Source organism: Nocardioides sp. HDW12B, from assembly GCF_011299595.1.
Classification (GTDB): Bacteria; Actinomycetota; Actinomycetes; order Propionibacteriales; family Nocardioidaceae; genus Marmoricola_A.
On the sequence record NZ_CP049867.1, the window covers coordinates 1,983,089 to 1,997,032 of the forward strand.

Genomic DNA, 13,944 nt, shown 5'->3' on the forward strand with positions numbered 1-13,944 from the left:
GTGACCGACACCCTCACCCCACCCGGCCCCCCACCCGGCCCCCCACCCGGCCCGCGGACGGACGCCGGGCAGGTCGTCCTCGACCACGGCACGTTCGCCGCCGACGTCGTCCCCGACGTGTTCGACGAGCGTGACCTGCAGTTCCGGCCACGGCTCCAGGCCCTGCCCCCGGAGCTCGAGTGCCGCCCGGCCGACCGCTTCGTGCTGCGCCAGGAGGGCAGCTCGTGCACCGGCCACGCCGTCGCGGCGATGATCAACGCGGTGCTGGCCGGTCAGGACCCGGCCGCCGGGGTGCACGTCAGTCCCTACATGCTCTACGCCCTGGCCCGTCGCTACGACGAGTTCGAGGGCGAGGCCGAGGCGGGCTCGTCGCTGCGGGGCGCGCTCAAGGGCTGGTACTACCACGGGGTCCTCCGCGACTCCGACTGGCCGCGGCTCGACACCAGCCCCGAGCCGGACCTGGAGGACCCCGCCGTCCTGGCCGCGGCCGCGCGCCACCCGCTCGGCGCCTTCTACCGCGTCGGCACCGCCCGTCTCGACGACGTCCAGTCGGCGGTGGCCGAGCTGTCGGCCGTGGTCGTCTCCGCCGCCATCCACGACGGCTGGAACCACCCCGTCCCGCTGGTCCGCACCGTCGACGGCGTCGAGCAGCGGCTCACCGTCATCGACCGCACCCCGGCCTCGCGCTCCCTGGGCGGTCACGCCTTCTGCATCGTCGGCTACAACGACGTCGGCTTCCTGGTGCAGAACTCCTGGGGGCCCGAGTGGGGCAAGGGCGGCTTCGCCACGCTGCCGTACGACGACTGGCTCGACTCCGGCTACGACGCCTGGGTCGCGCGCCCCGGCGTCCCCGCCGTCGTGTCCGAGCGCACCCGCCGCAAGATCCTGGCCACCTCCGGGGGACTCCTCGTCGACGCCCCGGGGCCGGACCTGCAGCGCCTGGGCGACCACGTCGTCAACCTCGGCAACGACGGCCGGCTGTCGCGCACCGGCCGCTTCACCAGCAGCCCGGCGCAGCTCGACCGCATCGTGACCCGGATGGCCGAGCGGCACCGGGGCTGGACCGACACTCCCCCGCGCATCGTGCTCTACGCCCACGGCGGGCTCAACAGCGAGCGCTCCGGCCTCGACGTCGCCCAGCGCCAGCTCGGCTGGTGGCTGCGCAACGAGATCTACCCGGTGACCTTCGCCTGGCAGACGGGTCTGGCCGAGACCATCGAGAACGAGCTGCGCGACCAGCTCGGCCGGCACCAGCCCGCCGGGGCGTGGTCGCTCGACCTCACCGAGGGCGTGGACCGCTGGGTGGAGAACCGCGTGCGCTCCCGCTTCCGCTGGATCTGGCGCGAGATGAAGGACAACGCCGACGCCGCCTCCGCCGCTCCGCTGCCCGACCCCACGGCCACCGACGACCTGCCGGGCGCGTCGATGTTCGTCGCCCGGCTGGCCGCGCACCTCGCGACCTACCCCGAGGACGGCTCGCAGGGGCCGCGTCCCGAGGTGCACCTGGTCGGCCACAGCGCCGGGGCGATCTTCCTGGTCGGCGTGGCCGAGCGGCTGGCCGAGGCCGGTGTCCCGGTGGCGAGCCTGACCTACCTGGCCGGGGCGCTGCGCACCGACGTGTGGACCGAGCGCGTGCTGCCCGAGATCGCCGCCGGGCGGGTGCAGCGGTTCACCGCCTTCGGGCTCGACCCCGGCGCCGAGCTCGACGACTCGCTCCCCCTGGGACCGGTCACCGCCTACCACAAGTCGCTGCTCTACCTGGTCGCGCGCGGTTTCGAGGCGCCCGAGCGGAACCGCAGCGAGGTCCCCCTGGTGGGCATGGCGCGGTTCGCCACCACCGACGTGCAGGGCGGCACGTACGCCGACCGCGTCGCGTCCGCGGGCGGCGAGCTCGTGTGGACCGGCTCCGGGACAGAGCCCGACCAGCAGTCGGAGTCCACCACCCACGGCGGGTTCGACGACGACAGCCCCACGATGACGTCCGTGGTGCTGCGCATCGTCGGTGAGGAGGCGGTGAGCGCCCGGCGCAAGTACGCCCCGCACCTGCCGGCCGAGGCCACCGCCGCGAGCGTGGTCACCGACCCGGTCGGCGTCGACGACCAGCCGCCCGAGGCGGTGACCGCCGAGGTGCAGGCGCCCGTGCAGCCGCTGGCCGGCGCGAGCGTCACCACCACGACCACCACCGCCGTGCGGCCGCCCGACCCGTCCTCCACGACGCCCAGCCGGGTGATGTCGGCCCTCGCCCGGCACGGCTGGACCTCCCCGCCCGCGGCACCCTCAGCACCCTCCTCCCCCTCAACCCCCTCCGCGCCACCCGCACCCCAGCCCGAGGACCCGACATGAGCGACCAGCCCCGTCCGCCCCTCGCCGAGTCCCTCCCCCGGCTCGCCCGCCGGCTCGGGGCGTCGTACCCGCGGCTGGGGCCCGGCCCCACCTCCCGGCTGCCCGGAGTGCTGGGGCGCTTCACCTCCGTGCCCGCCCTGCGGCGCGCGGCGAGCGCCACGTTCATCAACTACTACGCCTACGCGACGCCGCCGCGCCCGCGCGCGCTGACCATGCACGCCGACTACACGACGTGGACGGGACTCAACGACGCGCAGTACACCGGCCGCCACCTGCCCCCGGCGACACCGGAGGAGGTCGCGGCGTGGCCGGACGAGAAGGACGTGGTCGCGCTCTTCCGCCGCGAGCGCGAGATCCCGTCGACCGACACCAGCGTGTGGTTCATGTTCTTCGCCCAGTGGTTCACCGACAGCTTCCTGCGCACCAGCCGCGAGGACTTCCGCCGCAACACCTCGACGCAGAACATCGACCTCTGCCAGATCTACGGCCTCGGACCGCGCCAGACCCGGATGCTTCGCTCGGGTCACGGCGGGCGGCTCAAGAGCCAGCTCATCGACGGCGAGGAGTTCCCCACCTACCTGCTCACCGACCGGGTCGCCGGCGAGCCGCGGCGCTTCCGCCCCGAGTTCGAGGGCCTGCACGACGAGCGCTTCGTCATCGACACCATCCTCGGTGGCGCGGGCGACGAGCGCAGCGACCAGGTCTTCGCCGTCGGTCTCGAGCACGGCAACGCCACCATCGGCAACACGCTGTTCAACGTCCTCTTCCTGCGCGAGCACAACCGGGTCGCCGGGCTCCTGGCCGGCGCGCACCCCGACTGGGACGACGACCGGCTCTTCGAGACGACCCGCAACGTGCTCATCGTGCTGCTGCTGAAGGTCGTGGTGGAGGACTACATCCGCCACATCGGGCCCTTCGACTTCGCGCTCGAGGCGGTGCCGTTCATCGCCGACAAGGAGCGCTGGAACCGGCCGAACCGGATCGCGATCGAGTTCAACCTGCTCTACCGCTGGCACTCGCTCGTGCCGGAGTCGATCGGCACGGGTGACGCCCGGCTGCGACCGTCGGACTTCCTCAACAACAACGCGCTCGTGGTCGACCGGGGCTTCGACGCCCTGGTCACCCAGTGCTCGCAGTCCCCCGCCGCCAAGATCGGGCTCTTCAACACCCCGACCTTCCTCGTCGACCGCTCACGCCCCGACCACCCCTCGCTGGAGGAGCGGACCGTGGCGCTGATGCGCAAGGCGCGGCTCGCGTCGTACAACGACTACCGCGCCTCCTACGGGCTGCGCCGGATGCGGTCCTACGAGGACCTCACCAGCGACGCCGTGGTCCGCGAGCGGCTGCAGGCGCTCTACGGCCCCGACATCGACGCCCTCGAGTGGTACGTCGGCATCTTCGCCGAGGAGTACCCCGACTACCTGATGATGGGCGACCTGCTCATGACCATGGTCGCCAACGACGCCTTCACCCAGGCCCTGACCAACCCGCTGCTGGCCCGGAGCGTCTTCAACGCCGCCACCTTCTCCGCCGAGGGCCTGGAGGTGATCACGGGCACCGCGTCGCTGGCCGACATCGTCGCCCGCAACGCCGGTCGGCCCGACGACGTCGTCGCCACGTTCACCTGTGCCCCGCGCGGGGGCTGACCCGCTCCCCGTCCACCCACCCAGGAGGTCCTCATGTCCGCCGCCACCCCGTCCGCCACCCCACCTGCTGACGCGCCCGCCGGCCGGCCCCCGGCCGGTCTCACCCTCAACCTCAACCCGCCGACCCGGCTGAGCGTCTACGTCCTGTGCGCGCTCGGCTCGATCATCGTCGCCTACGGCAGCGCGAAGGGCTGGGGCTGGCTCGGCGAGGCCGAGATCGGGGCGTGGTCGAGCATCGTGGCCCTGGTCAACGGCCTGGCGGCGGTCAACGTCCGCAGCAAGTGAGGCAGGGGCCGCGGCTCAGCTGTGGGCCTGCACCCAGCCGACGACCTCGGCCACGACCTCGTCGCGGTCGGTCTCGTTGAAGACCTCGTGGCGGGCTCCCTCGCGGACGCTGACGGTGACGTCGGCGACCCCGGCGTCGCGGTAGCGCTGCCCCAGGAGCTGGACGAGGTCGCCCCCGCCGGCGAGCGGGTCGGCCTGGCCCGAGACGACGAGCAGCGGCAGGTCCGAGCGGATCGCGGCCAGCCGCTGGGGGTCGGCCAGGGTGCCGGCCGCCCCGAAGAGCGACGGCACGGTGGCCTCGGGCAGGTCGAAGCCGCACAGCGGGTCGGCCACGTAGGCGTCGACCTCGGCCTCGTCGCGCGAGAGCCACTCGTAGCCGGTGCGGTGCTCGAAGCCGGCGTTGAAGGCCTCCAGCCCGGCGGGCTCGTCGGACCGGGCCGCCGCCTCCGCCATGCCGGCCGCCAGCACGTCGAGGGCGGTCGACCCCGACAGCACCACCGCGGCGTACTGCCCGGAGTGCTCGAGCAGCACCGACTGCGCGGCGAAGGAGCCCATGGAGTGCGCGACCAGCACCAGCGGGAGACCCGGGTGCTGCTCGGCCAGGTGGGCCCCGAAGGCCGCGACGTCGGAGATCAGGCCGTCGAAGCCGGCCTCGCCGAAGTCACCGGGCACCTCGGTGATCGAGTGCCCGTGCCCGCGGTGGTCCGCCGCGTGCACGACGTACCCCGCCGCGTTGAAGGCCTGGGCCACACGGTCGTAGCGCGCCGCGTGCTCGGCGAGCCCGTGGGCCACCTGCACGACGCCGCGCGGCTGCGCGACGTCGGTCCAGGCGTACGTCGCCAGGCGCGTGCCGTCGACGGGTGAGGTGAACTCCCCGGTGGTGAACGTGGTGGAGGGCATCGATGACATGGCCCGATCGTGCCACCGATCGACCGCCGGAGGACCCTGCTCAGCCGATGAGGTGCGGCTGCTCCTCGGCGCGGTTCTGGAAGGCGAGCACGGCGGGGTTCATGATGCGCCCGTCCCACACGTCCACGGCCCGGCTCAGCGTCTCGTCGCCCGCCCACGACTGCGGACCCTCGAGGACCGGTCGCAGGAACGGGATGAGCGCGGCGCTGTTCTCCCAGGTCGCCGAGGCCCAGAGGTACGACGGGCTGTGGTCGACGGCGTAGTAGTGCACCCGCTCGCCGACCTCGATCATCGGCTCGTCGAAGCTGGTCGGGCGCGCCCAGCTGAAGCCCATGCCCTCGTCGCACGACACGTCGACGACGAGGCTGCCGGGGCGGAACGACACGAGGTCCTCCGACTGCAGGTAGACCAGCGGCGCCGCGGTGTCCTGCAGGGTGCAGTTGACGACGATGTCGTTCTCCGCGAGGTACGCCGCCAGCGGCTCCCGGCCCCGGTCGGTGATCACGTGGCTCACCGTCGGGTCGTCGGGGTCGTGGTCGAACTGCCGGATCCGCACGGAGTGGATCGGCGAGCCGACGGCTGCCACACCGCGGTTGGTCAGCACCGCGACCTCGTGCACGCCGTGGGCGTTGAGCGCCGTGACCGCCCCGCGGGCCGTCGCCCCGAAGCCGATGACGACGGCCGACAGCCGGCGACCGAAGTCACCGGTGGTGCCGACGAGCTGCAGCGCGTGCAGCACCGAGCAGTAGCCGGCGAGCTCGTTGTTCTTGTGGAACACGTGGAGCCCGACCGCCCCGTCGCGGGTCCAGTGGTTCATCGCCTCGAAGGCGATGACGGTCAGCCCCCGGTCGATGGCCAGCTGGGTGAGAACCGTGTCCTGCACGCAGTGCGGCCACCCCCACAGCACCTGGCCCGGCCCCATCGCGGCGACGTCGCCGTGCTGCGGCTTGGGCAGCAGCACCACGTCCGAGGTCGCCAGGATCTCCTCCCGGCTGGCGAACCCGGCCACGACCGGGGCCAGCTGGGCGTCGGGCACGCCGAAGCCCTCGGCGTACCCGTGCTCCAGCGTGATGCGGGCGCGCAGGTCCGCGTCGAGGTGCGGAAGGTGCTCCGGGTGCAGCGGGAGCCGGCGCTCGTTCTCCTTCGCGGAGGTGCCGACGACACCGAGACCCAGCAGCGTCACTTCTTCTTCGCGTTGATGAGCGTCGTGGGCTCGGGGTTGGACTTCGCGCGCTTGTCGGCGCGCTTCTCCTTGAGGGACTTGCCGGACTTCTTGGTCATGCCTTGCCTGGGCGACTTGTCGCTCATGGTGGCTCCCTGGTCGGAAGCCTGGATGGCTCCGTACCTCCCACCGTACGCCGGGTGGGAAGAGGGTCTGGACCGGCCGTGGCGGGAGGGGGCCGCAGTGCCTAGCGTCGAAGGACCGGCACCTCACCGGGAGGTGCCCGACGATCGGAGACCGGGATGTTCATCCAAGTGATCCAAGGGCCCTGCACCCGCCACGACGAGCTGCGAGCACTCGCGGAGTCGTGGCGGACCGAGATGGCCCCGCACGCGCCGGGCTGGCTGGGCGGCACCTACGGCTTCACCGACGACGACATGTTCATCGGGGTCGTCCGCTTCGAGTCGCGCGAGGCGGCGATGGCGAACTCCGACCGCCCCGAGCAGGCCGCCTGGGCCGAGCGGATGCGCGCCCTCATGGACGGCCCCGTCGAGTTCCACGACTGCGACGACGTGACGCTCTTCCTGGACGGTGGCTCCGACGAGGCCGGCTTCGTCCAGGTCATCCGCGGCCGGGTCAGCGACCCCGAGCGGGCCAAGGCCATGCTGGCCGAGGCCTCGATGCTGCGCGACCTGCGGCCCGAGATCATCGGCGGCACGCTGGCGCTGGAGGCGGACGGCACCTTCATCGAGACCGTGGCGTTCACCGACGAGGCGTCGGCCCGCCAGGGCGAGCAGACCGCCGCGCCCGCCGAGGTGGAGGACCGGCTCCGCGAGCTCCTCCAGGACGCCCGCTTCTACGACCTGCACCACCCCTGGTTCGCCTCCGCACCCTAGGGGGTGCCGTCTGCGCCGGAGGTGGTCGATGATCGAGGGGTCCCTCCCCCCAGCCGTAGGAGAACCGCATGCGTCCCACCGACCGTCCGTTGATCGTGCGCCTGACCCGCCGGCTCGAGGAGGCCTCGGTCCTCGACGGTCCGGTGCGGGCCGTGGAGGGACCCGTCACCGCCGCCTTCGGCACCGGCCGGCGCGCGTCGCTGCTGCGCGGTGACTGGCTCGGGCACGCCGTGCACCCGGTCCTCACCGACCTTGTGCTCGGCTCCTGGACCTCGGCGACCGTGCTGGACCTCGTCGGCGGCAAGGACTCCGCACCGTCGGCCCAACGACTGGTCGGCACCGGCCTGCTCGCCGTCGGACCGACCGCGTGGACCGGCTGGGCGGAGTGGACGCAGACCGGGACCCGTGACAGACGCGTCGGGCTCGTCCACGCCGTCACCAACGCCACCGCGGCCGGGGTCTACACCGCCTCGTGGCTCGCCCGGCGGCAGGGACGGCACGCCGGCGGAGCACGGCTGGCCCTGGTCGGCGCGGCCGTCGCGGGTCTCGGCTCCTACCTGGGCGGCCACCTCGCCGCGGGGCGCGGGGTCGGCACGAGCCACCCGGCGTACGCCACGGCCGACGCCTGAGCCGTCGAGCAACCGGGCGCCGCTCAGGCCACCGCGACGCCGAGGGTGTCGGCCCCCAGCACCTTCGGCGCGCCCTCCTCGTAGAACACGTCGACCTCCCGCAGCGTGAAGCCGGCGGCCTCGAGGAGCGGCACGATCTCGCGGGTGAGGTGACAGCCGCCGACCATCCGCTTCTGCAGCGGCTCGAGCCGGTGCTGCCAGCGCGCGACCCCGGCGTCGGGGGCGAGCCCGTGCTCGACGAAGTGCAGCGTGCCGCCGGGTCGCAGCACCCGCCGCAGCTCGCGGAGCGCCTGCTCCACGTCGGGGATCGTGCACAGCGTCCAGGCCGACACCGCGCTGTCGAAGGAGTCGTCGCCGAACGGCAGGGACGCACCGTCGAGCCCTGCCCTCGTGATCGGCACGCTGCTGGCCGCTACCCGGTCGGCGGCCAGGCGCCAGCCCACGTCGGCCGGCTCGACCGCCGCCACCGAGCGGACCGCGGCCGGGTAGAACGCGACGTTGTGGCCGGACCCGAAGCCGACCTCGACCACGTCGCCGGTGAGCCCGGCACAGACGCGTTCGCGCAGGGGCGCGACCACCTTCATCCCGCACGCCACGTCGAGGATGCGCGGCAGCACGTGCTTCTCGTAGACGCCCACGACGGTCCCTTCGTCGGGACCTGACGCTACTCCGGACACCGACGCGCGGGAAGCCTCACGTCGGCAACGACCTCAGACCCCCGTCCCCACGTCGTCGACGACGTGCGGCGCACCGCGCGCAACGCACGGAGGCCGGCGTACGACGCCCCGGGTCACCCCGGGTGCCGTACGCCGGCCTCTGTGTCAGCCGTTCAGCCGTTCAACCGGTCAGCGCAGGTCGAAGCGGTCGAGCTCCATGACTTTCGTCCACGCGGCGACGAAGTCGTGCACGAGCTTCTCGCGCGCGTCGTCGCTGGCGTAGACCTCGGCGAGGGCCCGCAGCCGCGAGTTGGAGCCGAAGATCAGGTCGACCGGCGTCGCGGTCCACCGTGTCTCACCGGAGGCGAGGTCCTTGATCTCGTACACGTTCTCCTCCGACTCCGACGCCTTCCACCGGGTCCCGGTGGTCAGCAGGTTGACGAAGAAGTCGTTCGTCAGCGCGCCGACCTGGTCGGTGAGGACACCGTGGCCGGTGCCGGACGCGGTGACGCCCAGGGCCCGGAGCCCACCCACGAGGACGGTCATCTCGGGCGCCGTGAGGTCGAGCATGTAGGCCCGGTCGACCAGGAGCTTCTCCGGCTGCTGCTTCTCACCGGCCCGCAGGTAGTTGCGGAACCCGTCGGCCCGCGGCTCGAGCACGCGGAACGAGTCGGTGTCGGTGTCCTCCTGCGAGGCGTCGGTGCGACCGGCGTGGAACGGCACGGAGACCTCCACGCCCGCGTCGGCAGCGGCCTTCTCGACCGCCGCCGAGCCGGCCAGCACGATGAGGTCGGCGAGCGAGACCTGGGCGCCGCCGGCGGCGTTGAAGTCGCGCTGCACGCCCTCGAGCACCTCGAGCACGCGCCCGACGCCCTCGTTGACGGCCCAGCCGCGCTGGGGCTCCAGGCGGATCCGCGCGCCGTTGGCGCCACCGCGCTTGTCGGTGGAGCGGAACGTCGCCGCGGACGCCCACGCCGTGCCCACGAGCTCCGAGACGCTCAGGCCGGAGTCGAGCAGTCGGGCCTTGAGGTCCGCGACCTCGGAGTCGGAGACGAGGGCACCCTCGGCCGTCGGGACCGGGTCCTGCCACAGCTGCGGCTCGGCGACCCAGGGCCCCAGGAAGCGGGAGACCGGCCCCATGTCGCGGTGCAGCAGCTTGTACCAGGCCTTGGCGAAGGCCCGGCCGAACTCGTCGGGGTTGTCCTTGAACCGGCGCGAGATCTTCTCGTAGGCCGGGTCGACCCGCAGGGCGAGGTCGCTGGTGAGCATGGTGGGACGACGCTTGGGCGAGTCCGGCGTCGGGCCGGGGATCACGGCCTCGGCGTCCTTGGCCACCCACTGGTGGGCACCGGCGGGGCTCTTCTCGAGCTCCCACTCGTGCGCGAAGAGGAACTCGAAGTAGTCGTTGCTCCACTGCACCGGGGTGCGGGTCCAGGTGACCTCGAGGCCGGAGGTGATGGCGTCCGCGCCCTTGCCGGAGCCGTGGCTGCTGCGCCAGCCCAGGCCCTGCTCCTCCAGCGGGGCACCCTCCGGCTCCGGGCCGACGAGGTTGGCGTCACCGGCACCGTGGGTCTTGCCGAAGGTGTGGCCGCCGGCGATCAGCGCGACGGTCTCCTCGTCGTTCATCGCCATGCGGGCGAAGGTCTCGCGGATGTCGCGGGCCGAGGCCAGCGGGTCCGGGTTGCCGTTCGGGCCCTCGGGGTTGACGTAGATCAGGCCCATCTGGACCGCGCCGAGGGACTCCTCGAGCTCGCGCTCGCCGGCATAGCGCTCGTCGCCCAGCCAGGTGTCCTCGGGACCCCAGAAGATCTCCTCCGGCTCCCACACGTCCTCACGGCCGAAGCCGAAGCCAAAGGTCTCGAGGCCCATGTCCTCGATCGCGACGTTGCCGGCGAGGACGAGCAGGTCGGCCCACGACAGCTTCTGGCCGTACTTCTTCTTGACCGGCCACAGCAGGCGGCGGGCCTTGTCGAGGTTGCCGTTGTCGGGCCAGCTGTTGAGCGGGGCGAAGCGCTGGCTGCCGTCGCCGGCGCCCCCGCGGCCGTCGTAGATGCGGTAGGTGCCGGCGGCGTGCCAGCTCAGGCGGATCATCAGGCCGCCGTAGTGGCCGAAGTCCGCGGGCCACCAGTCCTGGGAGGTGTTGAGCACCTCGACGACGTCAGCCTTGACGGCCTCGACGTCGAGCCCGGCGAACGCCGTCTTGTAGTCGAAGTCCGCTCCCAGCGGGTCGCCCTGCGGCGAGTGGACGCTCAGCGGGGACAGGTCGAGGGAGTTGGGCCACCAGTCCTGCACGGTGCGCGGCCGACCGCCGGTCTGCGGGGTCGGGGAGTCCAGGGCGGGGTTCTCGCTCTCGCTGCCCTGCGCCGTCGCCGAGTCGTGCATCACCGGGCAGCCGTCCTCGGCCTTGCGGTCCACACCCTGCGGGCTGGCGTTCTCGTCGCTCATCTCGTTCCTCTCTCGGGTTCAACGGGGGTCGGTGGTGCGGTTTCGTCAGGTGGTGCGGGCGGCCGCGGCGCAGGCGGGGCAGCGGCCCCACCAGACGACCTCGGCCTCGTCGATCTCGAACCCGGCCGCGGCGTCGACGTCGGGGTCGGCGTCGCCATCGGGGCTCGCGTCCAGGTCCGGGTCACCGCTGCCGGGCGTCAGGCACGGGGCGTGCCCGACGGCGCAGTCGACGTCGGTGATGGCGCCGCAGACGCGGCACACCAGGTGGTGGTGGTTGTCGCCGACGCGGGACTCGTAGCGCGCGACGGAGCCGGCGGGCTGGATGCGGCGGACGAGCCCGGCCGCGGTCAGCGCGCGCAGCACGTCGTACACCGCCTGGTGGGAGACGTCGCCGAGGGTCGCGCGCACGGCGCCGATCACCGAGTCGGTGTCGACGTGCGGGCGCTCGTGGACGGCGGCCAGCACCGCCAGGCGCGGGCGGGTGACGCGCAGCGACGCGTCGCGCAGCTGCCGTTCGAAGTCCGTGGACGAGGACACCCCGGCAGTCTGGTGCACTTTCTTGAACGAATCAAGTACTCCGTCGCGCCAGGCTGAGCGCGGCGCGGCGGACCAGCTCGGCCTCCTCCGGGTCGGTGACCGCCCGCTCGGGCACGGCGCCGCCGAGCAGCGCGGCGGGTTGCGTGAGCCAGGCCCACACGCGCCACGGGTCCGTCCCTGCGGCCAGCAGCGGCTCCAGCACCGGCAGCAGCTCCGCGCGCGGCTCGCCCGCACCGGTGAGCTGGAACGCCGGCACCAGCGTCCGGCCCTGGGGGGCGACCAGCAGCAGCCGGTGCGCGGCCGCGGCCTTGTGCACCTGGAAGCGGGCCGCGTTCAGCTCGACCCCGCGCAGCTCGGCCAGGCTCGCGTAGGTGTGGGTCGGCGTCGCGAGCAGCTCCTCGTGCAGCCGCGCCTGTCGCGCCAGCAGCACCAGCGCCACCGGTACGGCGTGCTCGGGCTCGTCGCCCTGCTGGCGCAGCAGCCGCTCGAGCTGGTCGAGCTGGTCGGCGTCGAGCGGCTCGCCCGTGTTCGGGTCCGTCCAGACCGCCCGCCCCTCGAGGTCGTGCGACAGCGAGGGCAGCCCCGCCTCGTCGAGCTGGCCGGCGATCCCGAGCCCCTCGAGCCACCCCGCCAGCCGCTCCCCCGCCGGGAGCGCGGCCGGGTCGACGGCGAGCACGGCGTACCCGAAGCCGGCCACCTCGAGGCCGCCGGCTCCCGCGTGCTCCGCGGCGTCCGCGGCGTCCGCGGCGTCCGCGGACACCGTGACGCCGTCGCCCCAGAGCACCACGGCACCCCGGGTCTCGGGCACCACGAGCCGGGCCGGCTCGCGCCGGGGGTTGACGACGACGAGGTGGGTGCCGCCGCGCACCCAGGCGAAGGGGTAGCCCTCAGCGACCACGCGCGTCGACGGTCCGACCCGCAGGGCCGGCACGGCCCGCCGCAGCGCGGCCAGCTCCCGGACGAGCGTCAGCACCGACCCCGGCTGGCCGTCCTGGCCCGCGACCGTCGGTCGTCCCGGGTCGGGGTCGACCGGGAGGTAGAGCCGGTCGGTCTCAGCGGTCGAGAAGCCGGCGTGCGGCCCGTCGTCCCACTGCATCGGGGTGCGGCAGCCCGCCCGGTTGTAGGTGGGGTTGCAGACCGCGCCCTCGACGTCCGGCATGTCCGGCAGGTAGCGCATCCCGATCTCGTCGCCGTAGTAGAGGCAGGGCACGGTGCCCCAGGTCAGCAGGAAGGTGAGCGCCGCCCCGAGCTGCTCGGCGGTGCGGGAGCCGCAGGCGAGCCGCGAGAAGTCGTGGTCGGCGCTGGACAGCAGCACCGGACGGTCGGGGTGCTCACGCCGGGCCTCGCGCCAGGTCTCCAGGAAGGTGCGCGTGCTGCCGGCGCCCTCGGCGTCGAAGTACGGCGGCTGGTGCTCCTGGAAGGGCAGGACGCCCGCCCCCTGGTTGTCGAAGAGGCTCGCGTGGGCGGCCATGATCACGAGCGCGAAGTCGGCGTGGAAGGCCAGCGGCTCGGTGGTCCGCGGCTCGAACCCCTCCGGGACGATCACGGCGTCGGGGTGCTCGGCGTCGAGCCAGGCCCGGATCTCGCGCCACACCCCGGTGGACGCGGCCAGCGCCGCCTCCTGGTCGAGGTCCTTGACCAGCGAGAAGGCCATGTCGACCCGGAAGCCGGAGACGCCGCGCTCCAGCCAGAACGCGATGACCTCCTGGAGTGCGGCGCGGTTGCGGCGCGGGCCCGGGTCGTCGACGGCGTCGCGCCAGGGCTCGTCGCCGGGCAGGGTCACCCAGCCGAAGTTGAGGGCGGGCTGCTCGTCGTAGAAGTTCTTGAGGTACCACCCCGGGCGCGGCCCGGGCGAGCGCACCCACGCCGGGGTGCCGGGCAGGTCAGAGGCCCACGCCTCGCGCGGCTCGTCGGTGCGCCACACGTAGCGGTCCCCCTCCGGCGACGGCCCGTCGGCGGCCAGCTCGCGCTGGAACCACGCGTGCTCGATCGAGGTGTGGCCGGCGACGAGGTCGAGCACCACGCGGATGCCGCGCTCCCGGGCCTTCTCCACCAGCTCGACGAGGTCGTCGTTCGTGCCGTAGCGCGGCGCGACCGTGAGGTAGTCGGCGACGTCGTAGCCCGCGTCGACGAAGGGCGAGGCGAAGCAGGGGTTGAACCAGATCGCGCCCACCCCCAGCGAGGCGACGTGGTCGAGGTGGTCGATGACGCCGCGGAGGTCGCCGACGCCGTCGCCGTCGGAGTCGGCGAAGGACTGCGGGTAGATCTCGTAGAACAGCGCGTCCTTCAACCACTCGGTGCCCACGGCTCCCTTCCCGCGCGGGAGGCTCCCGTCGCGTCCGCAGGCTACCGAGGCCCGACGACGCCGGACGAGGCCCGACGGGTTCGGGGTCCGCAGGGACGGGTAGGTCGTCTGCGACCCATCCCCCGACCTCC

12 protein-coding genes are annotated in these 13,944 nt (G+C 73.4%); 5 read left to right on the top strand and 7 right to left on the bottom strand.

All coding sequences use genetic code 11. The features are described from left to right. From G7072_RS09285 to G7072_RS09295, 3 genes are read left to right on the top strand one after another with little or no spacing between them, the layout of a single operon-like run. Nucleotides 1-2,343, top strand: coding sequence for a C1 family peptidase (locus tag G7072_RS09285; protein ID WP_166085687.1), 2,343 nt, complete (start codon nucleotides 1-3; stop codon nucleotides 2,341-2,343). Then, nucleotides 2,340-3,989: a peroxidase family protein gene (locus G7072_RS09290; RefSeq protein ID WP_166085689.1), complete on the top strand. Its 1,650-nt coding sequence runs from the start codon at nucleotides 2,340-2,342 to the stop codon at nucleotides 3,987-3,989. The genes G7072_RS09285 and G7072_RS09290 overlap by 4 nt, the downstream gene beginning before the upstream one ends. A 33-nt stretch (nucleotides 3,990-4,022) precedes the next feature. After that, the gene (locus tag G7072_RS09295; protein WP_166085691.1) at nucleotides 4,023-4,274 is read left to right on the top strand and encodes a hypothetical protein; all 252 of its coding nucleotides are present in this window, start codon (nucleotides 4,023-4,025) and stop codon (nucleotides 4,272-4,274) included. 15 nt (nucleotides 4,275-4,289) lie between these two features. Here G7072_RS09295 and G7072_RS09300 read toward each other — a convergent pair whose 3' ends face one another. From G7072_RS09300 to G7072_RS20205, 3 genes are read right to left on the bottom strand one after another with little or no spacing between them, the layout of a single operon-like run. Further along, nucleotides 4,290-5,183, bottom strand: a complete 894-nt coding sequence (locus tag G7072_RS09300; protein WP_206063334.1) for an alpha/beta hydrolase — start codon at nucleotides 5,181-5,183, stop codon at nucleotides 4,290-4,292. A gap of 40 nt (nucleotides 5,184-5,223) precedes the next feature. Next, nucleotides 5,224-6,366 carry a N(5)-(carboxyethyl)ornithine synthase gene (locus G7072_RS09305; protein WP_166085694.1) on the bottom strand — a complete coding sequence of 381 codons (1,143 nt, stop codon included), beginning with the start codon at nucleotides 6,364-6,366 and terminating at the stop codon, nucleotides 5,224-5,226. Further along, nucleotides 6,363-6,491, bottom strand: a complete 129-nt coding sequence (locus G7072_RS20205) for a hypothetical protein (protein ID WP_277343410.1) — start codon at nucleotides 6,489-6,491, stop codon at nucleotides 6,363-6,365. Before G7072_RS20205 ends, G7072_RS09305 begins: the two co-directional genes overlap by 4 nt. A gap of 156 nt (nucleotides 6,492-6,647) precedes the next feature. On the opposite strand from G7072_RS20205, the gene G7072_RS09310 reads away from it, so the two are divergent. Together G7072_RS09310 and G7072_RS09315 are read left to right on the top strand one after the other, a co-directional pair. After that, nucleotides 6,648-7,241 carry a hypothetical protein gene (locus tag G7072_RS09310; RefSeq protein WP_166085696.1) on the top strand — a complete coding sequence of 198 codons (594 nt, stop codon included), beginning with the start codon at nucleotides 6,648-6,650 and terminating at the stop codon, nucleotides 7,239-7,241. A gap of 68 nt (nucleotides 7,242-7,309) precedes the next feature. Next, nucleotides 7,310-7,870, top strand: coding sequence for a DUF2231 domain-containing protein (locus tag G7072_RS09315; protein ID WP_166085698.1), 561 nt, complete (start codon nucleotides 7,310-7,312; stop codon nucleotides 7,868-7,870). Between the two features lie 23 nt (nucleotides 7,871-7,893). On the opposite strand, the gene G7072_RS09320 is transcribed toward G7072_RS09315, so the two are convergent. From G7072_RS09320 to G7072_RS09335, 4 genes are all read right to left on the bottom strand, one after another. Then, complete coding sequence (locus G7072_RS09320; RefSeq protein ID WP_206063335.1) at nucleotides 7,894-8,508, bottom strand: class I SAM-dependent methyltransferase; 615 nt, start codon at nucleotides 8,506-8,508, stop codon at nucleotides 7,894-7,896. A gap of 207 nt (nucleotides 8,509-8,715) precedes the next feature. Continuing rightward, the gene (gene katG, locus G7072_RS09325) at nucleotides 8,716-10,971 is read right to left on the bottom strand and encodes a catalase/peroxidase HPI (protein ID WP_166085700.1); all 2,256 of its coding nucleotides are present in this window, start codon (nucleotides 10,969-10,971) and stop codon (nucleotides 8,716-8,718) included. A 45-nt stretch (nucleotides 10,972-11,016) separates the two neighbouring features. Next, nucleotides 11,017-11,508 (bottom strand): Fur family transcriptional regulator, encoded by a 492-nt coding sequence (locus G7072_RS09330; RefSeq protein ID WP_166085702.1) that lies wholly within the window; start codon nucleotides 11,506-11,508, stop codon nucleotides 11,017-11,019. A 31-nt stretch (nucleotides 11,509-11,539) separates the two neighbouring features. After that, nucleotides 11,540-13,813 carry an alpha-amylase family glycosyl hydrolase gene (locus G7072_RS09335; RefSeq protein WP_166085704.1) on the bottom strand — a complete coding sequence of 758 codons (2,274 nt, stop codon included), beginning with the start codon at nucleotides 13,811-13,813 and terminating at the stop codon, nucleotides 11,540-11,542. Nucleotides 13,814-13,944 lie beyond the last annotated feature (131 nt).

What these genes read in the sequence shown, in the direction of transcription:
- G7072_RS09290 (WP_166085689.1), top strand. Translation starts at nt 2,340, where the DNA reads ATGAGCGACCAGCCCCGTCCGCCCCTCGCCGAGTCCCTCCCCCGGCTC.
- G7072_RS09295 (WP_166085691.1), top strand. Translation starts at nt 4,023, where the DNA reads ATGTCCGCCGCCACCCCGTCCGCCACCCCACCTGCTGACGCGCCCGCC.
- G7072_RS09300 (WP_206063334.1), bottom strand. Translation starts at nt 5,183, where the DNA reads ATGTCATCGATGCCCTCCACCACGTTCACCACCGGGGAGTTCACCTCA.
- G7072_RS20205 (WP_277343410.1), bottom strand. Translation starts at nt 6,491, where the DNA reads ATGAGCGACAAGTCGCCCAGGCAAGGCATGACCAAGAAGTCCGGCAAG.
- G7072_RS09310 (WP_166085696.1), top strand. Translation starts at nt 6,648, where the DNA reads ATGTTCATCCAAGTGATCCAAGGGCCCTGCACCCGCCACGACGAGCTG.
- G7072_RS09315 (WP_166085698.1), top strand. Translation starts at nt 7,310, where the DNA reads ATGCGTCCCACCGACCGTCCGTTGATCGTGCGCCTGACCCGCCGGCTC.
- katG (WP_166085700.1), bottom strand. Translation starts at nt 10,971, where the DNA reads ATGAGCGACGAGAACGCCAGCCCGCAGGGTGTGGACCGCAAGGCCGAG.